This window comes from Actinoplanes sp. NBRC 101535 (assembly GCF_030269225.1).
Classification (GTDB): Bacteria; Actinomycetota; Actinomycetes; order Mycobacteriales; family Micromonosporaceae; genus Actinoplanes; species Actinoplanes rectilineatus.
Map to the genome: position 1 here is coordinate 241,194 of NZ_BSSY01000004.1, position 17,969 is coordinate 259,162.

The following is a 17,969-nucleotide window of genomic DNA, read 5'->3' on the forward strand; positions in this document are numbered from 1 at the left end:
GATCGTTGAGGGGAGGCCCGCCGGAGCAAGGGCAGGGTCGCGGCACGTTTACCGGATGCCGAGGGGGCCGCCGTAGGATGCCCGGATGCTCATCGGCCGCCGGCAGACGCTGCGCAGCCTGTCGGACCTGCTCGACGGTACGGGCGCCGCAGCCGTGCTGACCGGCCTCCCCGGCGCCGGCAAGACCGCTGTCCTCGACGCGGTCCGGGCGGCGCGCGGCCGGGCCCTGCACACCACCGGCGTGGTGAGCGACAGTCGTCTTCCGTACGCGGTGCTCGCCGGTCTCGTCACCGACGAACGCCTGCTGGCCGACATCGTGGACGATCCGCCGCATCCGTTGCGCCTGCGGCTCGACGTGCTGTCGTGGCTGGAGGCCGAGGCCGAGGCCGGTCCGCTGGTGATCGTCCTTGACGACGCCCAGTGGGCCGACGACACCTCGCTGTCCGTCCTGGGGTTCCTGGCCCGGCGGCTGTCCGGCACGGGGGTGTCGTTCCTCGCCGCCTGCCGGGACGGCGAGGTCCCGCCCGCTCTGGCCGGCCTGCCCACCGTCGCGCTCGCCCCACTGGACGAGCAGGACGCGGCCCGTCTGCTGGAGCAGGCCGGGGTGCGGCTGCCGGGCACCGCCCTGCCCCGGCTCCTGGACCGGGCCGCCGGCAACCCGCTGGCCCTGCTGGAGCTGGGCCGGGCAGCGGCCGCCGACGCCGAGCCGACCAGCGTCGAGCTGGCCTTCGCCGACCGTCTCCGGGTGCTGCCGGACGGCACCCGGCAGGCCCTGCTGCTGGCAGCGGCCGGGGACGGCGATCTGCGGACGGTCGGGCGGGTGCTCGCGCCGGAGGTTCTGCTGGAACGGCTCGCTCCGGCCGAAGCGGCCGGCCTGGTCGTGATCGCCGGCCGGACGGTGCGGTTCCAGCACCCGCTGGCCCGGTCCGCCGCCTACCAGCTGGGCACCGCCCAGGACCGGGTCCGCGCGCACCGGCAGCTCGCCGACGCCTACCGGGACGACCCGGACCGCCGGGTGTGGCATCTGGCCGAGGCCACCGTCGTCACGGACGAGACGGTCGCGGCCGCGCTGGCGGAGGTCGCCGACCGGGCGGAGCGGCGGGGGGCGTACGCCGAGGCCGTCCGGCTGCTGATCCGGTCGGCCGAGCTCAGCCCGGACCGTGACGACCGGGAGCGGCGGGTCCTGCGGGCGAGCTGGATGGCGGCCGGTGGCGGCGCCTTCGAGTGGATCATCCAGTTGGCCGGGCCGCTGAGCCACACCGCCCGGACCGCGACGACCCGTGCGGTGGCCGCGCATCTGGTCGCGTACGCGATCTCGCAGACCAACCGGCAGCGCGACGCCTGGCGGGCGGTGCTCGACGCGCTGCGGGTGCTGCTCGACGAGGACCCCGGCTGGGGCTGGAACTCGCTCACCACGCTGGCGGTGCTGGCCTACCGCCGCGGTGCCGACGAGTCCGTCGTCCGGCAGTGGATGGAACGCTACGACGCGATCACCGAGCGGCACACCGAGGCCGTCGCCGCCGCCCGGGCCTGGATCCGGGTGGGCGCCGACCCGCTGAGCCGGCCGCTCGACGTCCTCGACCTGGTCCGCACCGCGCCGACGCCGGACGGGGCACCGACCTGGGTGGCCAGTGTCGAGATGATGCTGGGCGCCGCGGCCTGGCTGCTCGACGACTCCCGGACCGCCCTGACCCGGCTGGGCCGGGCGATCGCGTTGATGCGCCAGGGCGGGCCGGCCAACATGACCAACGTGCTGATGGCGCTGGCCCAGGTGCAGCTCGACGTCGGGGACTTCGACGCGGCCGAGCAGACCGGCCGGGTGATGGTCGATCTGGCCGGCACCGTGCGGCACGCGTTCGCCGGCGAGCACGGTCACGGGGTGGGTGCGCGGGTCGCCGCCGTCCGCGGGCAGATCGCTCTCGCTCGTACGATGGAGAAGAAGGCGCAGCTCACCGCCGAGACCACCGAGTTCCGGGTGCCGACGGTGACCGACCTGGTCACCAGCGCCTATCTCGCGTTCGCCGAGCGGGACGCGCAGCGGGCGTGGGAGGCGCTGCGCCCGCTCTTCGGCCCGGACGGCGAGCCGTTTCACCCGCACATGTCGTACCGGGAGCTGGGTTTCTACGTCGTCACCGGGGTACGGGCCGGGGTCGGCGACCAGCTGCGGCCGGTCGTCGCGCTCGCCGGAGAACGGCTGGCCGGTGCCGGTCCCCGGCTGCGCCTGCAGCTGGCCCGGGCGCGGGCGCAGCTCGCCGGGGACGACGCCGAGCCGCTGCACCTGGCCGCGACCACCGATCCGGCCGCCGCCGAGTGGCCGTTCGAACTCGCCTGCGCCCAGCTGGAGTACGGCGCCTGGCTGCGCCGCCGCCAACGGTCGCGGGACGCTCGCGCCGCGTTGTCATCGGCCTCCGCCGCTTTCGTACGCATGGGAGCACTCCCGTGGGCTGATTTCGCCGCCACCGAGCTGCGGGCGGCGGGGGTCACCGCGCCCGGGGTGGTGCCGTCGGCCTGGTCGAGCCTGACCGGCCAGGAACGCGAGGTCGTCCGGCTGGCCGCCACCGGGATGACGAACCGGGAGATCGGCGCCTCCCTGTTCCTGTCCGCCCGCACGGTGTCGACCCACCTGTACAAGGCGTATCCGAAACTGGGTGTCACGTCCCGTGCCCAGTTGCGGGATCTGGTGCCCCCGGACCGGTAGATACGTCACGCGACGTATGCCGCTCGCCGGGGTCGCCTCCCTAAGCTTCCGCCGTGATGAAGACGGACATTCCCGGCGGGTTTCTCACCCTGACCGGTCGCTCCGGTGCAGGCCCGCGGTCGCCGGGATCGCTCCCGCCACCGCGGCCGCCCATCGGCGGTAACCGGGCGCCGAGGGGTGGAACCCGTCGGCCGCGAAGTACTCGGGGACGAACGGCAGCAGCAGTTCGCCGTCCACCCAGGTCACCGACGGGCGTTCGGCACAGACCTGCCGCGCGGCCCGGTCCAGGACGACCGCCCGCCGCGCCAGGTGCCGGCCGAGGATCCGGGGCATGCACGGCAGGTGATCGAAGGGCGGGATCCCGGCCACCATCACCTGCTCGGCACGGCGGGCCAGGTCGTCGACGATGACGCCCAGGTGCTCGGCCCACTCCTGGGGCGGCCGGTCGCCGAGCACGTCGTTGGGGCCGGCGAGGAGCACCGCGACGTCGGCCCGTTCGACGATCAGCGGCAGGATCCGGTGCCGGATGCGGCGCGACGTGGCGCCGTACCGGCCGACCGCGCTCCAGGCCACCGGCCGGCCGGTGCGCTCGGCGAGGTCACGGGCCAGCGAGCCGCCGAAACCCTCGTCGTGGGTGGCCACGCCGTACCCGGCGGCCACCGAGTCACCCAGCACGACCACCCGGAGCGGGCGCAGGTCGTCCCGGCCCGGGACGACGCCCGACGCCGGGCCGTCAGCCACCGGGATCGCCACCGTGCGGTGGCGCTTCCACATCGCCTGGACGGCGACCACCGGCAGGAGCACTGAACTCATGAATTCGCCTATCGCCTCTCGTCCCGCGACCGCGGGACCGGATGCCGGGCCGGCCGGTGCCGGCACCGGCCACGACAGGCGCCCACCCTGCCCGCGGCAGCGGCATCGACATCAGCTCTCCCCGGACGGGAGACCCCATGATGTGAGCGGGCACTTGACGGAAACTTGGCCCGGACCACCGCACCCGGCGGTCGGCGTCCGCATGCTGGGGCCGATCGAGGCCGAGGTCGGCGGCCGGCCGGTGGACCTCGGGCGGCGCCAGCAGCGGGCCTTCCTGGGGATCCTGCTCGCCGCCCGGGGCACGGCGGTGTCGACCGACCGGCTGGTCGAGGACCTGTGGCGGGGCCGCCCGCCGGCCCGGCCGGTCGTGTCGCTGCAGACCTACGTGTCCAACCTGCGGCGGGTGCTGGAACCCCGCCGGCCCCGGCGCGGACCGGCGTCCGTCCTGGTGCGCCGGGCCACCGGTTACGCGGTACGCCTGCCGGAGGAGGCGGTGGACGCCTGGCGCTTCGAACAGTCGCTGACCCGGGCCCGCGCACTGCCGGCCGAGCAGGCCCGCCCGGAGCTGACCGGCATCCTGCGCTGGTGGCGTGGGCCGGTCTTCGGCGAGGCCCGCGACGAACCCTGGGCCGCCCCGGAGGCGACCCGGCTCGACGAGTTGCACCTGCTCGCCCGCGAACACGCGATCCGGGCCGCGCTGCGGATCGGCGAGCACACCGAGGCGCTGCTGGAGGCGCGGCAGCTGGTCCACGACGAGCCGCTGCGCACCGAGGGCTGCCGCCTGGCCGCGCTCGCGCTGTGGGCCGCCGGGCGGGAACCCGACGCGCTCGACGTGCTGCGCCGGCACCGCCACCTGATCGGCGACGAGCTCGGCCTCGACCCGGCTCCGGTCCTGACCACGTTGGAACAGGCGATCCTGAGCCAGCGCCGGGAGGTGCTGCGGGCCGGGACCGGCGGGCACCGGACGCGGCCGGCGCAGCTGCCGTCCCGGCCGGCCGTCTTCACCGGACGGCAGCGGGAACAGGACGAACTGACCGCCCTGGTCCGGGCGTCGGCCGGCACGGTGCCGGTCGCGGTGATCACCGGAATGGGCGGTGTGGGCAAGACGGCGCTCGCGGTCCACTGGGCCCACGAGCACCGGGACGACTTCCCGGACGGGCAGCTCCATCTCGACCTGCGCGGATTCGATCCGGCCGCCGAACCGGTGCCGGCCGCGGACGCGCTCCGCAGCATGCTCACCGCTCTCGGCACCCCGGCCGGCGCGTTGCCGTCCGGCATCCCCGACCGGGCCGCACTGCTGCGCAGCCTGCTGACCGGGCAACGAGTGCTGATCGTCCTGGACAACGCCCGCGACGCCGCCCAGGTCCGGGACCTGATCCCCGGGGGTGCCGGCTGCGCGGTGCTGATCACCAGCCGGGTCCTGCTCACCGACCTGGTGACCACGCATCACGCGTACCCGGTCGGCCTGGCTCCGCTGGCCGCCGTGGATGCCCACGACCAGCTGACCCGGCGGATCGGCGGGACGCGGGCCGCCGCCGATCCCGGCGCGACGCGGGCGATCGTCGCCGCCTGCGACGGTCTGCCGCTGGCCCTGGCCGTGGTCGCCGCCCGGATCGCCGCCAACCCCTCGTTCCCGCTGGCCGCCATCGCCCGGGAGCTGACCGGCGCGGGCCGCCTCGACGCGTTCGCGGCGGCCGGTGTCAGCCGCGATCCGCGTACCGTCCTCTCCTGGTCCTACCGGCATCTGCCGGACGCCACGGCCACGCTGTTCCGCCACCTCGCCCTGCACCCCGGACCGGACGTCACGGTGGCCGCCGCGGCCGGCCTGTCCGCCACCGCTCCGGACATCGTCCGGCGCTCGCTGCACCAGCTCGTCGCCGCGCACCTGATCCGCGAGCACCGGCCGGGCCGGTTCCGGTTCCACGACCTGCTGCGCGCGTACGCGACCGAGCTCGCCGACCGCCACGACGCCCGGGCCGTCCGGGAGCTGGTCGTCCGGCGCGCGGTCGACCACTACCGGGAATCGGCGCTGGTGGCGTCCGCGGTGCTGGTCCCCCGGGGCGGCCCGCTTCCGCCACCGATCGCCGTGGCCGAGGCGCTCGCCTGGTTCGACGCCGAGTGCCCGAACCTGCTCGCGGCCCTGAGCGTCGCCGTCCGGCAGGGTGACCGGGTGTCCTGCCGGCAGCTCGCCCGGGCGCTCGCCCCGTACCTGCGGGACCGCCTCCACCGCATTCAGTGAAGTTTGTTGACGATTATGCATCGACGGACGAGAATTCCCTTCGAGAGCGCTCTCTTTCGCCCATCCCCAGCACCGCGCGGTTCCGCACGCCCGGGCCCCGGCCGGACGTGACCGCGCGTGCGTGAAAGGACCTCTCGATGCCAGGTGCACTCGTTCGAGCCCTCGCCGTCGGCGCGGCGGCACTCACCACCGTCGCCCTGACCCCCGTCGCCGGTCACGCCGGTCCACAACCGGCCCCCGCACCGGCCGCGGCGCCCGCCGGGCTCGGCCTGGACCCCGGGATGGTGGCCGCCCTGCGCCGCGACCTCGGGCTCGACGACCGGCAGATCGCCCAGCGGCTCGCCGTCGAAGCCGCGGCGCCCGTCGTCGAACAGCGGCTGCGAGCGGCGCTGGGCGACCGGTTCGCCGGCGCGTGGATCCCGGCCGGCGCGACGCGCCTCACCGTCGCGATCACCGACAAGAACCAGGCAGCGAGGGTACGCGCCGAAGGCGCCGTCCCCGCGATCGTCCAGCGTGGCGGCGACGCCCTCGACGCTGACCTGGCGAGACTCGACCGCAACGGCGACGCGGCACCGGACGCCGTCCGCGGCTGGTCCGTCGACCCCGCCACCAACAGCGTCGTCGTCACCACGAAACCCGGCACCGAGGCCGCGGCCCGCCGGTTCGCCGCCGCCAGTGGCGCCGCGGCCGTCACGGTCCGCACCGCCGCGGCCCAACCGGTGCCGATGTACGACACCCGCGGCGGCGACCAGTACGTGATCAACGGCAACACCCTGTGCTCCGTCGGGTTCTCGGTCGCGGGCGGGTTCGTCACCGCCGGCCACTGCGGCGGCGCGGGCAGCCCGACCCTCGGCTACAACAACGTGGCGCAGGGGACGTTCGCCGGCTCCAGCTTCCCCGGCAACGACTACGCCTGGGTGCGGACCAACGGCAACTGGACGTCCCAGCCGTGGGTGAACAACTACAGCGGCGGCAACGTGACCGTCGCGGGCTCGACCGAGGCGGCGATCGGCAGCTCGATCTGCCGGTCCGGGCGCACCACCGGCTGGCGCTGCGGCACCCTGCTCGGCAAGAACGAGACGATCAACTACGCGCAGGGCTCGGTCTCCGGCCTGAGCCGTAGCAACGCGTGTGCCCAGCCCGGCGACTCCGGCGGATCGTGGATCTCCGGCAACCAGGCGCAGGGCGTCACCTCGGGCGGCACCGGCGACTGCACCTCGGGCGGCACGATGTGGTTCCAGCCGGTCAACGAGATCCTCTCGGTTTACGGACTGTCGCTGACCACCACCGGCAACGCCGGCACCGCGATCGTCAGCAACTGGAACAACAAGTGCGTCGACGTGCCGAACAGCAACTTCTCCGACGGCGTGCGGGTGCAGATGTGGAACTGCAACGGCACCGGCGCGCAGCGCTGGGAGGCGACCGGCGGCACCCTGCGGACCGGCAACAACATGTGCCTGGACGTGGCGTGGGGCTCGACGGCGAACGGTGCCGCCATCCAGATCGCCACGTGCAGCGGCAACCCGGCCCAGCAGTGGGTGCTCAGCGCCGCCGGTGATCTGGTGAACCCGCAGGCCAACAAGTGCATCGACATCGACGCCTGGAACGGCGACGACGGCGCCGTGCTGGTGCTGTGGGAGTGCGCCGGAACCCTGAACCAGAAGTGGCGTCGCGGCTGACAGCCCCCGGCGGCCGGCCGGGTGGTCGCACCACCCGGCCGGCCGCCGTCTCCGCCGTCAGCTGTTGCGCGGCGCGGTGAGGTGCGGGGCGGGCAGGTCCAGACCGGCCGCGCCGAGCACCTCGTCGGCCTCCACCTCGGCCAGGGTGAGGTCCACCCGCCGGGCCCGGGGCAGTGCCCACCCGACGGTGACCGCGGCGACCGCGGCCAGGACGGCACCGGCCACGAACACGGTCACGAACTGCGCCTCGTGCGGCAGCGGCAGCGGTCCCGGGATCGGGTTGCGGGTCATCATCGTGACCACGAACGCGGTGCCCAGGGACATCCCGACCGAACGGGCGATCGAGTTGACGCTGTTGGCGATGCCGGTCTCGGCGGGTTCGACGTGCGCGATGATCAGGGCGGGCAGGGCGGCGTACCCGATGGTGACCGCGGTGTTGACCACCAGCGCGCCGACGATGACCTCCCAGGTGGCGTCGTGCAGCACGGCGAGCATGGTGAAGCCGGCGCCGGCCATCACCGCGGCGACCACCAGGGTGACCTTGGCGCCGAAGCGGACCACCAGCCGGCCGCCGAGCGGGGCGGTGACCACGCCACTGGCGGTGCCGGGCAGCAGGTAGACCAGGCTGGCGGTGAGCACCGAGGCGCCGAAGCCGTAACCGGCCACCTCGGGCGGGGTCTGCACCAGGGTGGAGACGGCGAGGAAGACGGCGAACATCGAGAAGCCGAGGAACAGTCCGGCGGCGTTCGCCACCACGATCGGCCGGTGGGTGAGCATCCGGGTGCTGACCAGCGGGTGCGCGGTCCGGCGCTCGAACAGCACGAACGCGGTCAGCACGACGACCGCGGCGGCCAGCAGGCCGAGCACCCGGGCCGAGCCCCAGCCCCAGCCGTTGCCCTGGGCCAGTGGCAGGAGCAGCAGGACGAGGCCGAGACCGAGCAGTCCGGCGCCGGCCCAGTCCAGGCCACCGGTGGCGGCGCCGGCCCGGCGCGGCAGCATCCAGACACCGGCCAGTCCGATCACGGTCAGCGCGGTGGCCAGCCAGAACAGGCGGTGGTAGTCGCCGCCGTCGCGCATCAGCAGGCCGGTGACCGCCAGGCCGAAGCCGGCGCCGACCGAGAGCATGCCGCTGACCAGGGCCATCGCGCCGGTCAGGCGGTGCGGCGGGAGTTCGTCGCGGAGCACGCCGATGGCCAGTGGGAACAGTCCGAAACTGGCGGCCTGGGCGACCCTGGCGAGCAGGAGCAGCGGCAGGCTGGAGGTGGTGGCGGCGAGCACCGAGCCGAGCAGCACCACGGTCAGCACGCCGAGCATCACGGGGCGGCGGCCGTGCAGATCGCCGAGGCGGCCGAGCATCGGGGTGAGCACGGCGGCGGCGAGCAGGTTGGCGGTGACCACCCAGCTCGCCGCGCTGGTGGAGACGTCCAGGTCGGCCCGGATGTCGGCGACGACCGGGACGACCAGCGTCTGCAGCGCGGAGACGAGCAGCACCGCGTAACAGGCGATGGGTAACGCGGCACGGGTTTTCAGGGGCATGACCCTCAACGTAGACGCGCCGCCAAGCATTTTCAACACGGAGTCAAAAACCAGAGGCGTGACGTCAATTCCATTTGATGGTCTGTAGAGTCGACGGCGTGTCAGCCATCAAGAGCCGCCGGGCCCCCACGAAGGGCGACCAGCGGGAACAGGCCCTGGTCGACGCCGCCCGCACCGTCTTCCGCGACAGACCGATCAGCCAGGTCACCATCGACGAGCTGGCCGGCGCCGCCGGGATCACCCGGTCCGGGTTCTACTTCTACTTCGAGTCCAAACAGGCGCTGCTGGCCGCGCTGGTCAGCCAGCGGATAGCCGAGGCCGACCTGGAGATGGCCGAGTGGCTCGAGTCGGAGGGGGCCGACCGCGGCGCACTGCGCCGGGCCCTCGCCTCCGGACTGGCCCGGTGGAAGATCGACGGCCGCTGGCTGCGCGAGGCGTTCGTCGCCCCGGACCCCGGCCCCGACGTGACCCAGGTCCGCGACCAGCTCCTCGACAAGGGCTGCTCACAGTTCAGCAAGCGCATCGAGGTCGACGCACGGGCCGGCCTGACCGTCGGCGGGCCGCCCGACCTGCTCGCCAAGATGGTCGTCCACCTGCGCAGCGCGATGTTCGCCGACGCTTATGCCGACCCGGACGCCCACGACGAGGACGAACTCCTCGACACCCTCACCGACGCGATCCTGCGCCTGATCTACGGCATCAGTCCCGCCCGCTGAAAGGCCTCGCCCGCTGAAGGCCCTGGCCGATGAAAGGCACTGACCAGTGAGAGGCCCCGGCCACTGAACCGTCCCGGCCGGGGCCTACGCCTGGTCGGCGATGGCCTCGCGCAGGGCGGTCCGGCCGGTGATGCCGAGCTTGGGATAGATCCGGTACAGGTGGGTGCCGACCGTCCGGTGCGACAGGAACAGCTGGTCGGCGATCTCCTTGTTCGTCAGGCCGCGCGCCGCGAGCCGGGCGATCTGCAGTTCCTGTGTGGTCAGCACCGCCGTCGGCAGCTCCGCCGGTGCCGTCGCCGCGACACCGGCGGCGGCCAGCTCGCTCTCCGCCCGGTCGGCCCAGGGCTGCGCGCCCGCCGCACGGAACGCCGCGGACGCCGCGGTCAGGACGGTCCGCGCCGCGCCGATCCGGCGCTGCCGGCGCAGCCACTCGCCGTACACCAGACGGGTCCGGGCGACCTGCAGCGGATAGTCGCCCGCGCCCGGCACCTCGAGGGCCGCGGTGAACAGCCCCTCGTCCTCGGTCAGCAGCGCCTCGGCGCGCAGCAGGAGCATCCGGACCAGCGGGCTGTCGAACGACCCGGCGAACCGGCGGGCGGCGGCCAGCCGCTCGCCGAACTGCTCGGCGTACCCACCGCGGCACGCCGCCTCGGCCAGGTCCGCGATCGCGAAGAGACCCAGGCCCGCCACGTCGCTGACCGCGCCGAGATGGACGTACGCGTTGAAGTGCCGGCCCGCGCCCAGGTCGGCCAGGCCCGCGCTCCAGCGCTGCCACAGGGTGATGTCGATCCGGGCCGACGAGCCGAGGGACCGGCTGCGGTCGAGGGCTGCGGCGAGTCCCGCGGAGTCGCCGCGCCAGGCGTGCAGGTGCGCGACGACCGCGTCGGCGAGCGCGATGAGCAGCCGCTCGTCGAGGTCCTCGGCGAGCCGGCGGCCCTCCTCGGCGACGGCCAGCGCATCGCTCAGCCGGCCCTGGGCGGCGAGGGCGCGGCCCAGGGTGACCGCGGCGGTGGCGAGGTCACCGACCTGGCCGTCGGCACGGGCCCGGTCGACCGCGGACCGGTGGAACCCGGCGGCGGTGACCCAGTCGTGGGCCGGTTCGGCGCCGAGTCCGAGGCTGAGCGCCTCCAGCGGATGCGCCGGTGGCGGCGTGTCCCGCAGCCGGGTCAGAGCGGCCTGGCCGTGCCGGGCCGGGTCGAGCAGCGCCCGGATCGCGGCGGTGTGCGGCAGGTCGGCGTCCGGCGCGACCGCGTCCAGGTCGGCCAGCACCCGACGGCGTACGCCATCGCTCGCGGCGTGGGCCGAGCAGAGGATCGCGGTGTTCATCAGCAGGGCGAGCGGCACGCCGGTCTCGGCCGGCGACGGGCCCGCGGCGGCCGCCGCCCGCGCGATCGAGCCGAGGTCCAACGGGTCCCGGATGATCACCCCGGTGGTGAGGGCGAGGACGTTCTGGGTCAGGCCGGTCCGGGCCAGCACGACCGGGTCCGCGGAGCTCTGGGCCGCCGACGCCGCCAGGTCCTGGGCGGTGGCGTTGAAGCCGGCCTGCCGGGCGGCCTCGGCGGCGCGTGCCAGCCGGGATGCCCGGTGTTCGCCGTCCCCGGACAGCTCGGCGGCCCGGCGCCAGGACCGCATCGCCGAGCCGACGTCGCCCCGGGCCATCAGGGTGGTCGCCGCGCGGTCCAGGTCCGCGGCGATCCGCTCGTCGACGCCGGTGGTGGCGGCCGACCGGTGCCAGGCGGCGCGCGGCTGGTCGGCGAGGCTGTCGGCGAGGGTCCGGTGGGCGGCGGTCCGCAGGGCCGGGCCGGCCGCCGCGTAGACCGCGGAACGGATCAGCGGGTGCCGGAACCGGATCTCGTCACCGACCGCGTTGATCAGGCCGGCCTGCTCGGCCGGGGCCAGGGCGTCGAGTCCCAGGCCCCGCCGACCGGCCGCGGCCGCCAGCTCACCGAGTGCCGGCTCGGTGTTCGCGGCCGCCAGCAGGAGCAGGTCGCGGGTCGGCTCGGGCAGCCGGGCGACCTGGGCGGCGAAGGACGTCTCGAGCCGTTCCGGCAGCGGCAGCCGCGACACCAGGCCGGCCGGTTCGGACGGCCCCCGTTCGGCGAGGCCCCGGCCCAGCTCGACCACGGCGAGGGGGTTGCCCTCCGCCTCGTCGAGGACACGGGCGCGCAGCTCGGGCCCGAGCGCCGGGTTCACCTCGGCGAGCAGCCGCGTCGCGACGTCGTCCGGCAGCCGGCCGAGGGTCAGTTCCGGCATCCGCAGCGGCTCGAACGGGTTCGGCAGGTCGCTGCGGCAGCTGGCCACCAGCAGGATCGGGGCCGGGCCGAGGCGCCGGGCGGCGAAGCTGAGCATGCCCAGGGTGGGTTCGTCCATCCAGTGGACGTCCTCCAGGACCAGCAGCAGCGGCGCGACGGCGGCGATGTCCTCCAGCAGGCTCAGCACCGCGACCGAGAGCAGCAGCCGGTCCGGTGTGACGTCGGGGCCGATCCCGAACGCGCTGCGCAGCGCGTCCCGCTGTTGCGGCGGGAGCCCGCCGACCCGGTCGACGGCGGCGTGCAGCAGCTGGTGCAGGCCGGCCATCCCGATCGAGGTCTCGCTCTGCACCCCGGTGCCGGTCAGCGTCTGGAACCCGGTCCGGGCGGCCTCCCGTCGCAGGGCCGTGATCAGCGTGGACTTGCCGATCCCGGCCTCGCCGCGCAGCACGACGGTGGTCGCGGTCCCGTCGCGGGCCGTGGACAGCAGGCGGAGCAGTTCTGCGAGTTCCCGTTCACGGCCGATCACGGCTTGACCGTACTCAATGGCCCGTCGCCCGTCTCGGGCCAGATCGGCGATGGCGTCGCTCGATGGCCTGACGGCCGTCTCAGGTGAGATCGGCGATGGCGTCGCGCAGGGCCGCCCGGCTGGTGATGCCGAGTTTCGGGAAGATCCGGTACAGGTGGGCGCCGACCGTCCGGTGCGACAGGAACAGCAGGTCGGCGATCTCCTTGTTGGTCCGGCCCTCGGCGGCGAACCGGGCGATCTGCAGTTCCTGCGCGGTCAGCACGACGTCGCGTGGTTCGGCCGGCCCCTGCACGGCGACACCCGCCGCGCGCAGCTCCGCCTTCGCGCGGGCCGCCCACGGGTGGGCGCCGGCCTGGTCGAAGACGGCCTGGGCGGCCGCCAGTTCGTCACGGGCCGCCGCGGTACGCCGCCGCCGGCGCAACCATCCGCCATAGGCGAGCCGGGTCCGGGCGACCTGCAGCGGATAGTCGGCGGCGCCCGGCTCGTCGCGTGCCCGGCGGAAGTGCCGCTCGGCCTGTTCGTCGTCGGCCGCCAGCACCCCCTGACCGCGATCGATCAGCATGCGCAGCAACGGCGACCCGAGCGGCCGGACCCGTTCCCCGACCGCGGCCACCACCTCCGCCGCCTGGTCCAGGGTGCCGCGCCGGTAGGCCGCCTCGGCCAGGTCGGCCACCACCAGGGGACCGAAGTCGGGGTGCCCGACGACCGCGGACAGCTCGTCGTACGCCTCGTCGTAGCGCCCGGCACCCAGGGCCCAGATGCCGCGGGCCCAGGTGGTCAACATGATCAGCTCGGCACGCGGCACCGCCACGAGTTCGGCGACGGCGGCCAGCGACGCGGCGACGACGGCGTCGTCGCCCCGCCAGGCCGCCACGTGCGCGGTCATCAGGGCGCCGTGCGCGACCAGCGCCGGCAGGCCCAGGTCGGTGCCGAGCCGGTGGGCCTCGCCGCCGATCAGCGCGGCGTCCGACAGGTCACCGCGGACCAGCATGTTGCGTGACTGCCGCAGCTGGGTGTTGACCAGGTCGCTCACCTCCCCGGACCGGCGGTACCCGGCGACGGCCACCGCCCAGCAGTGGCCGGCGAGCACCCAGTCGTGCAGCGACTCGGCCGCGGTGGCCAGGCCACCGGCCCAGAGCGGGGTCAGCGACGCGGAGTCGCGGGTCGCGGCCCGGACCGCGCCGCTGATCCGGTCCACGTACCGCACCGGCGCGAGGGTCGCCTCGGCCATCAGCAGCCGGGGGTCCTCGTCCGGCAGCAGCCGCTGCATCTCGTCGAGGACCAGGTCACCGACGGCCGCCCCGGGCGTGTAGAGCGCGCAGCGCAGGGCGACGAAGGTGTACAGGTTGGCGGCGACCTCACGGTCCGCGGCGACGGCACGGCGGGCGAGGGTGATCAGCTGGTCGGTGTCCGGGCCGGCGGCGTCGGTGGTCAGGCCGAGGCGGGACTCGGTGAGCGCCAGGTCGGCGAGGACCACCGGGTCGCTGGTGACGGCGGTGGCCGCCGTGACCAGCCGGATGACGGCGGTGGACAGGCCGCTGCGCCGGGCGGCCTCGGCGGCCCGGGCCAGCCGGCGGGCCATCTCGTCCGGTGCCGGGGACAGGTCCGCGGCCCGTTCCAGGTACCGCATCGCGCCACCCAGGTCGCCGCGTCCGCCGGCCAGCCCGGCGGCCGTCTCGAGGTCGCGGGCGACCAGTTCGTCCCGGCCGACGGTGGCGGCCGAGCGGTGCCAGGCGGCGCGTTCCGGTTCGGCGGCATACACCTCGGCGAGCGCACGGTGGGCGGCGATCCGCCGGGGGAACGTCGCCGCGCCGTAGATCGCCGACTGGATCAGCGGGTGCCGGAACCCCGGTACGCCACCGGTCGAGCGCACCAGCCCGGCATCCTCGGCCTCGCGCAGGCAGTCCTCGGGCGCGTCGACGCCGAGCCGGCGGGCCGCCCGGTCGAGTTCGGCGGGGGTGATGCCGGTGTGGCCGGCGGCGAGCAGCAGATAGTCCTGCGCCGGCACGCTCAGCCGGGCCACCTGGTCGGCGAAGGCGTTCTCCAGGCGGGCGCCGAGCGGGAGCCGGAGCGGCAGGCGGGACGCGTCGTGCAGGCCGCGGTCGAGCAGTCCGCGGGAGAGTTCGACGAGCGCCAGCGGGTTGCCCTCCGCCTCGGCCAGCACCCGGTCGCGCATCTCGCGGCGCATCGACGGGCTCAGTTCGGCGAGCAGGCCGGCGCCCTCGTCGTCGGTGAGACGGCCCAGGGGCAGTTCGGGCAGGCCGAGGTCGGCGGCCGGGTCCGGGCCGTCGGCGCGGCAGGTGATCAGCATGATGATCGCCGTCTCCCGCAGCCGTCGGCCGACGAAACCGATCATGTTCGCGGTCGGCTGGTCCATCCACTGCAGGTCCTCGACGATCAGCAGCAGGGGTTGCTGCTGGGCGAGGTTCTCCAGCAGCCCGAGGACCGCCACCGACAGGACCAGCTGGTCGGGCGAGATGCTCGGGCCCAGCCCGAACAGGCTGCGCAGGGCGGCCTGCTGCCGCTCCGGCAACTGGTCGGCGCGGTCGACCACCACGTGCAGCAGCTGTTGCAGGCCGGCCATCCCGGCGTTGCTGTCGCGCTGGGCGCCGGCGCAGGTCAGCACCCGGAAGCCGCGGTCGATCGCGGCGGACCGCGCGTGGTCGACGAGTGTCGATTTGCCGATGCCCGCGGCGCCCCGGATGACGAGCGCACTGCCGCGGGCGTCGATGTCCTCGAGCAGTGCCAGCAGCCGCGCCTGTTCCCGTGCCCGCCCATGCATGGCGAGACCCTAACCTCAGCCGATCCGGGCGGAAAAGAGCAGTGTCAACCGAAAGTGAATAGCGGCGATAAACCCCTTTCAGCCACATTTGCGGGTACGGGAGTCCGTCACGTGACGTATGCGCGGCGGCCCGGACCGGACCTACTTTTCCTAGGTGAGTCACCTGTCGTCCGTACCACCCGGCATCGTCGGCCGGGGACAGCCGCTGTCCCGGATCGCATCGTCGATCGGCACGGTGGACGAGGGCGGTGCCGCGATCCTGCTCACCGGCGAGGCGGGCGCCGGCAAGACCACCCTGGTCGAGGCCGCCGCCGGTATCGCCACCGCGGCCGGCTGGGCCGTGCTCACCTGCACCGGGGTGGAGAGTGAGACCCAGGTCGGATTCGCCGGACTCCACGAACTCCTGCACCCGGTGGTCGACCGGGCCGACGACCTGCCCGCGCCGTACCGGGACACCCTGCTGAGCGTGTTCGGCCTCGGCCCGCGGACCGCACCCGACCGGCTGCTGCTGTCCACCGCCGTGTTCACCCTGCTCGCCGACCTGGCGGCCCGGCAGCCGCTGCTGGTGGTGCTCGACGACGCACACTGGATGGACCACCCGACGATCAACCTGATCGGCTACCTCGCCAACCGGGTGACCGGCGTCCCGATCGTGATGCTGGTGACCCGCCGGCCCGGCGAACCGGAAGCCCTGCCGGCCCTCGGACTCGACGAGATCCGGCTGGACCGGCTGACCGACGCCGACGCCCGCACCCTGGTACGCCAACGCCGGCCGGGCCTGGACGACCACCTCGTCGAACGGGTCGTCGACGAGGCCGAGGGCAACCCGCTGGCACTGGTCGAACTGTCCCGCGACGCGGCGGACCGGGGACGGCGCTCCCCCGCCGCGCCGGCGGTGCGGACCTCACCGCGTACCCGTCTGGAGAGGGGTTATGCCGGGCAGGTGGCCGCGCTCTCGCCGCAGGCCCAGGACGTGCTGCTGCTCGCCGCCACGAACGACGAGCCCGCCCTGCCCGAACTGCTGGCCGCGGCCCGGCGGCTGGACCTCGGCGCCGACGCCGTCGAGGAGAGCATCGGCAGTGGGCTGATCACCACCAGCGGCACCCGGGTCCGGTTCCGCCACCCGCTGATCCGGTCCGTGGTACGCCGCACGGCCGGCCTGCACCGCCGGATCCAGGTCCATCAGGCGCTCGCCCACGTCCTGACCGCCGACGACCCGTCCCGGGCGGCCTGGCACCGGGCCGCGGCGACGATCGGCGCGGACGAGCCGGTCGCCCACGACCTGGAGGAGGCGGCCGGCCGGGAACTCGCGCGGGGCGTCCCCGGCGCGGCCATGCGGTCGTTGCAGCGGGCCGCGCAACTGTCCCCGGCCGCCGACGACCGGGGACGGCGGCTGGCCCAGGCCGCGGAGGCCGCCCGCCTGGCCGGGCTGCCGGACGCCACCCGCCGGCTGTCGGCGCAGGCCACCGCCGGCACCGGTGACGTCCGGGTACACAGCGCGGTCGCGATGACCGCGATGGCCCTCGACGTCAGCACCGGCACCCGCACCTGCACCCCGGACGGCCTGCTCGACCAGGCCCTGCGCGCCGCCCGGGCCGGCCACCTCGACCCGGCGATCGACCTGATCTCCTGCGCCGCCGTGCTCGGCCACATGATCAGCATGCCGGCGGAACCCCGCGAACGCATCGACCGGGAACTCGCCGGGCTTGCGGTACCCGACTCCGACCTGCGATCGGTCATCGCCCGCTCGGTGCTGGCCCCGGCCCGGTACGCGCAGACGACCGGGCCGGTGGTCCGCGCGTTCGCCCGGGACACGGCGGCGCTGCCGGCCGCACTCGCCACCGGCCTGGCCGTCGCCGCTGAAGCCCTGCAGGAGTGGTCGTCGGCGGCCCTCCTGTGGCAGGTCGCCGCGGACCGTTACCGGGTGGCCGGTGCGATGACCGACCACTCCGCGGTTCGCAGCCGGCTGGGGTTCGCGCTGCTGGCCGAGGGGCGGCTGGCGGAGGCCGCCGCGGAATCCGGTGCGGTGCTGCGCGACGCGCACGACGCCGGGTTGCCGCTGGCGATCGCCTTCGCGTCGGCGGTGACCGCATCCGTCCGGGCCTGGCAGGACGACGTCCCGGGGACGCCGGCCGCCGGCGGTGAACCGATACGGGCGGACGTCGGTTCCCTGCAGGACTGGGCCGCCGGGGTGGCGGCACTGGCCCGGGGCCGGACGGCACAGGCGTTCGCGCTGCTGCGCGCCACGGCGGTCCATCCGGACGTGGCCGTGCTGGCGATCGCCGACCTGGCCGAGGCCGCTCACGGCGACGCGGAGGCCGAGGAGCACGCGCGGTCCGCGCTCGCGGCGGTCCAGCGGCGGGTCGGGCCGGCCGGTTCGCTGCTGACCACCCTCGTGATCCGTCGCAGTCGGGCGTTGCTCGGCCCGGACGGCGACGCGGGCCATCTGCTCGTGGTGGGGACGGCCGGCGCCGACCGGTATCCCCTGCAGATCGCCCGGGCCCGCCTGATGTACGGCGTCCACCTGCGCCGCACCGGCCGCCCGGAACGGGCACGTGCCGAGCTGACCGACGCCGCGACGACGTTCGCCGAGGCGGGCGCGACGGCCTGGGTCAACCGTGCCCACCTCGAACTGCGGGCATGCGGTGCGGTGATCGCAACGCCGGCCGGAGATCGACGGTCGGCCATCGAATAGTCCGCTGTCATATCATCATCTCGGCTACTACTC

General features: G+C 74.9%; 9 protein-coding genes. 5 read left to right on the forward strand and 4 right to left on the reverse strand.

Annotated elements, in window-relative coordinates:
• Positions 1 to 85: 85 nt before the first annotated feature.
• Positions 86 to 2,698 carry a helix-turn-helix transcriptional regulator gene (locus QSK32_RS13100; protein ID WP_045739827.1) on the forward strand — a complete coding sequence of 871 codons (2,613 nt, stop codon included), beginning with the start codon at positions 86 to 88 and terminating at the stop codon, positions 2,696 to 2,698.
• Between the two features lie 84 nt (positions 2,699 to 2,782).
• Here the strand turns inward: QSK32_RS13100 and QSK32_RS13105 are convergent, their stop codons facing one another.
• Entirely contained in the window at positions 2,783 to 3,511 is a 729-nt protein-coding gene (locus tag QSK32_RS13105; RefSeq protein ID WP_045739826.1) for an SGNH/GDSL hydrolase family protein, read from the reverse strand.
• 202 nt (positions 3,512 to 3,713) lie between these two features.
• On the opposite strand from QSK32_RS13105, the gene QSK32_RS13110 reads away from it, so the two are divergent.
• Entirely contained in the window at positions 3,714 to 5,750 is a 2,037-nt protein-coding gene (locus QSK32_RS13110) for an AfsR/SARP family transcriptional regulator (protein WP_285472030.1), read from the forward strand.
• Between the two features lie 137 nt (positions 5,751 to 5,887).
• A complete protein-coding gene (locus QSK32_RS13115; RefSeq protein WP_045739825.1) occupies positions 5,888 to 7,429 on the forward strand; it encodes a ricin-type beta-trefoil lectin domain protein in 1,542 nt (513 codons plus the stop codon).
• 57 nt (positions 7,430 to 7,486) lie between these two features.
• Here QSK32_RS13115 and QSK32_RS13120 read toward each other — a convergent pair whose 3' ends face one another.
• Positions 7,487 to 8,965 carry an MFS transporter gene (locus QSK32_RS13120; RefSeq protein WP_052720080.1) on the reverse strand — a complete coding sequence of 493 codons (1,479 nt, stop codon included), beginning with the start codon at positions 8,963 to 8,965 and terminating at the stop codon, positions 7,487 to 7,489.
• A gap of 98 nt (positions 8,966 to 9,063) precedes the next feature.
• On the opposite strand from QSK32_RS13120, the gene QSK32_RS13125 reads away from it, so the two are divergent.
• Positions 9,064 to 9,681, forward strand: coding sequence for a TetR/AcrR family transcriptional regulator (locus tag QSK32_RS13125; protein WP_045739823.1), 618 nt, complete (start codon positions 9,064 to 9,066; stop codon positions 9,679 to 9,681).
• A gap of 84 nt (positions 9,682 to 9,765) precedes the next feature.
• Here the strand turns inward: QSK32_RS13125 and QSK32_RS13130 are convergent, their stop codons facing one another.
• A complete protein-coding gene (locus QSK32_RS13130; protein ID WP_285472031.1) occupies positions 9,766 to 12,459 on the reverse strand; it encodes a helix-turn-helix transcriptional regulator in 2,694 nt (897 codons plus the stop codon).
• Positions 12,460 to 12,538: 79 nt separating this feature from the next.
• Positions 12,539 to 15,241, reverse strand: a complete 2,703-nt coding sequence (locus QSK32_RS13135; protein WP_285472032.1) for an ATP-binding protein — start codon at positions 15,239 to 15,241, stop codon at positions 12,539 to 12,541.
• Between the two features lie 154 nt (positions 15,242 to 15,395).
• Between QSK32_RS13135 and QSK32_RS13140 the strand changes: the two genes are divergently transcribed.
• A complete protein-coding gene (locus QSK32_RS13140; protein ID WP_285472033.1) occupies positions 15,396 to 17,936 on the forward strand; it encodes an ATP-binding protein in 2,541 nt (846 codons plus the stop codon).
• Positions 17,937 to 17,969: the final 33 nt, after the last annotated feature.

Excerpts from the sequence above, each read along its gene's own strand:
- QSK32_RS13100 (WP_045739827.1), top strand. The coding sequence starts at position 86 with ATGCTCATCGGCCGCCGGCAGACGCTGCGCAGCCTGTCGGACCTGCTC.
- QSK32_RS13105 (WP_045739826.1), bottom strand. The coding sequence starts at position 3,511 with ATGAGTTCAGTGCTCCTGCCGGTGGTCGCCGTCCAGGCGATGTGGAAG.
- QSK32_RS13110 (WP_285472030.1), top strand. The coding sequence starts at position 3,714 with ATGCTGGGGCCGATCGAGGCCGAGGTCGGCGGCCGGCCGGTGGACCTC.
- QSK32_RS13115 (WP_045739825.1), top strand. The coding sequence starts at position 5,888 with ATGCCAGGTGCACTCGTTCGAGCCCTCGCCGTCGGCGCGGCGGCACTC.
- QSK32_RS13120 (WP_052720080.1), bottom strand. The coding sequence starts at position 8,965 with ATGCCCCTGAAAACCCGTGCCGCGTTACCCATCGCCTGTTACGCGGTG.
- QSK32_RS13135 (WP_285472032.1), bottom strand. The coding sequence starts at position 15,241 with ATGCATGGGCGGGCACGGGAACAGGCGCGGCTGCTGGCACTGCTCGAG.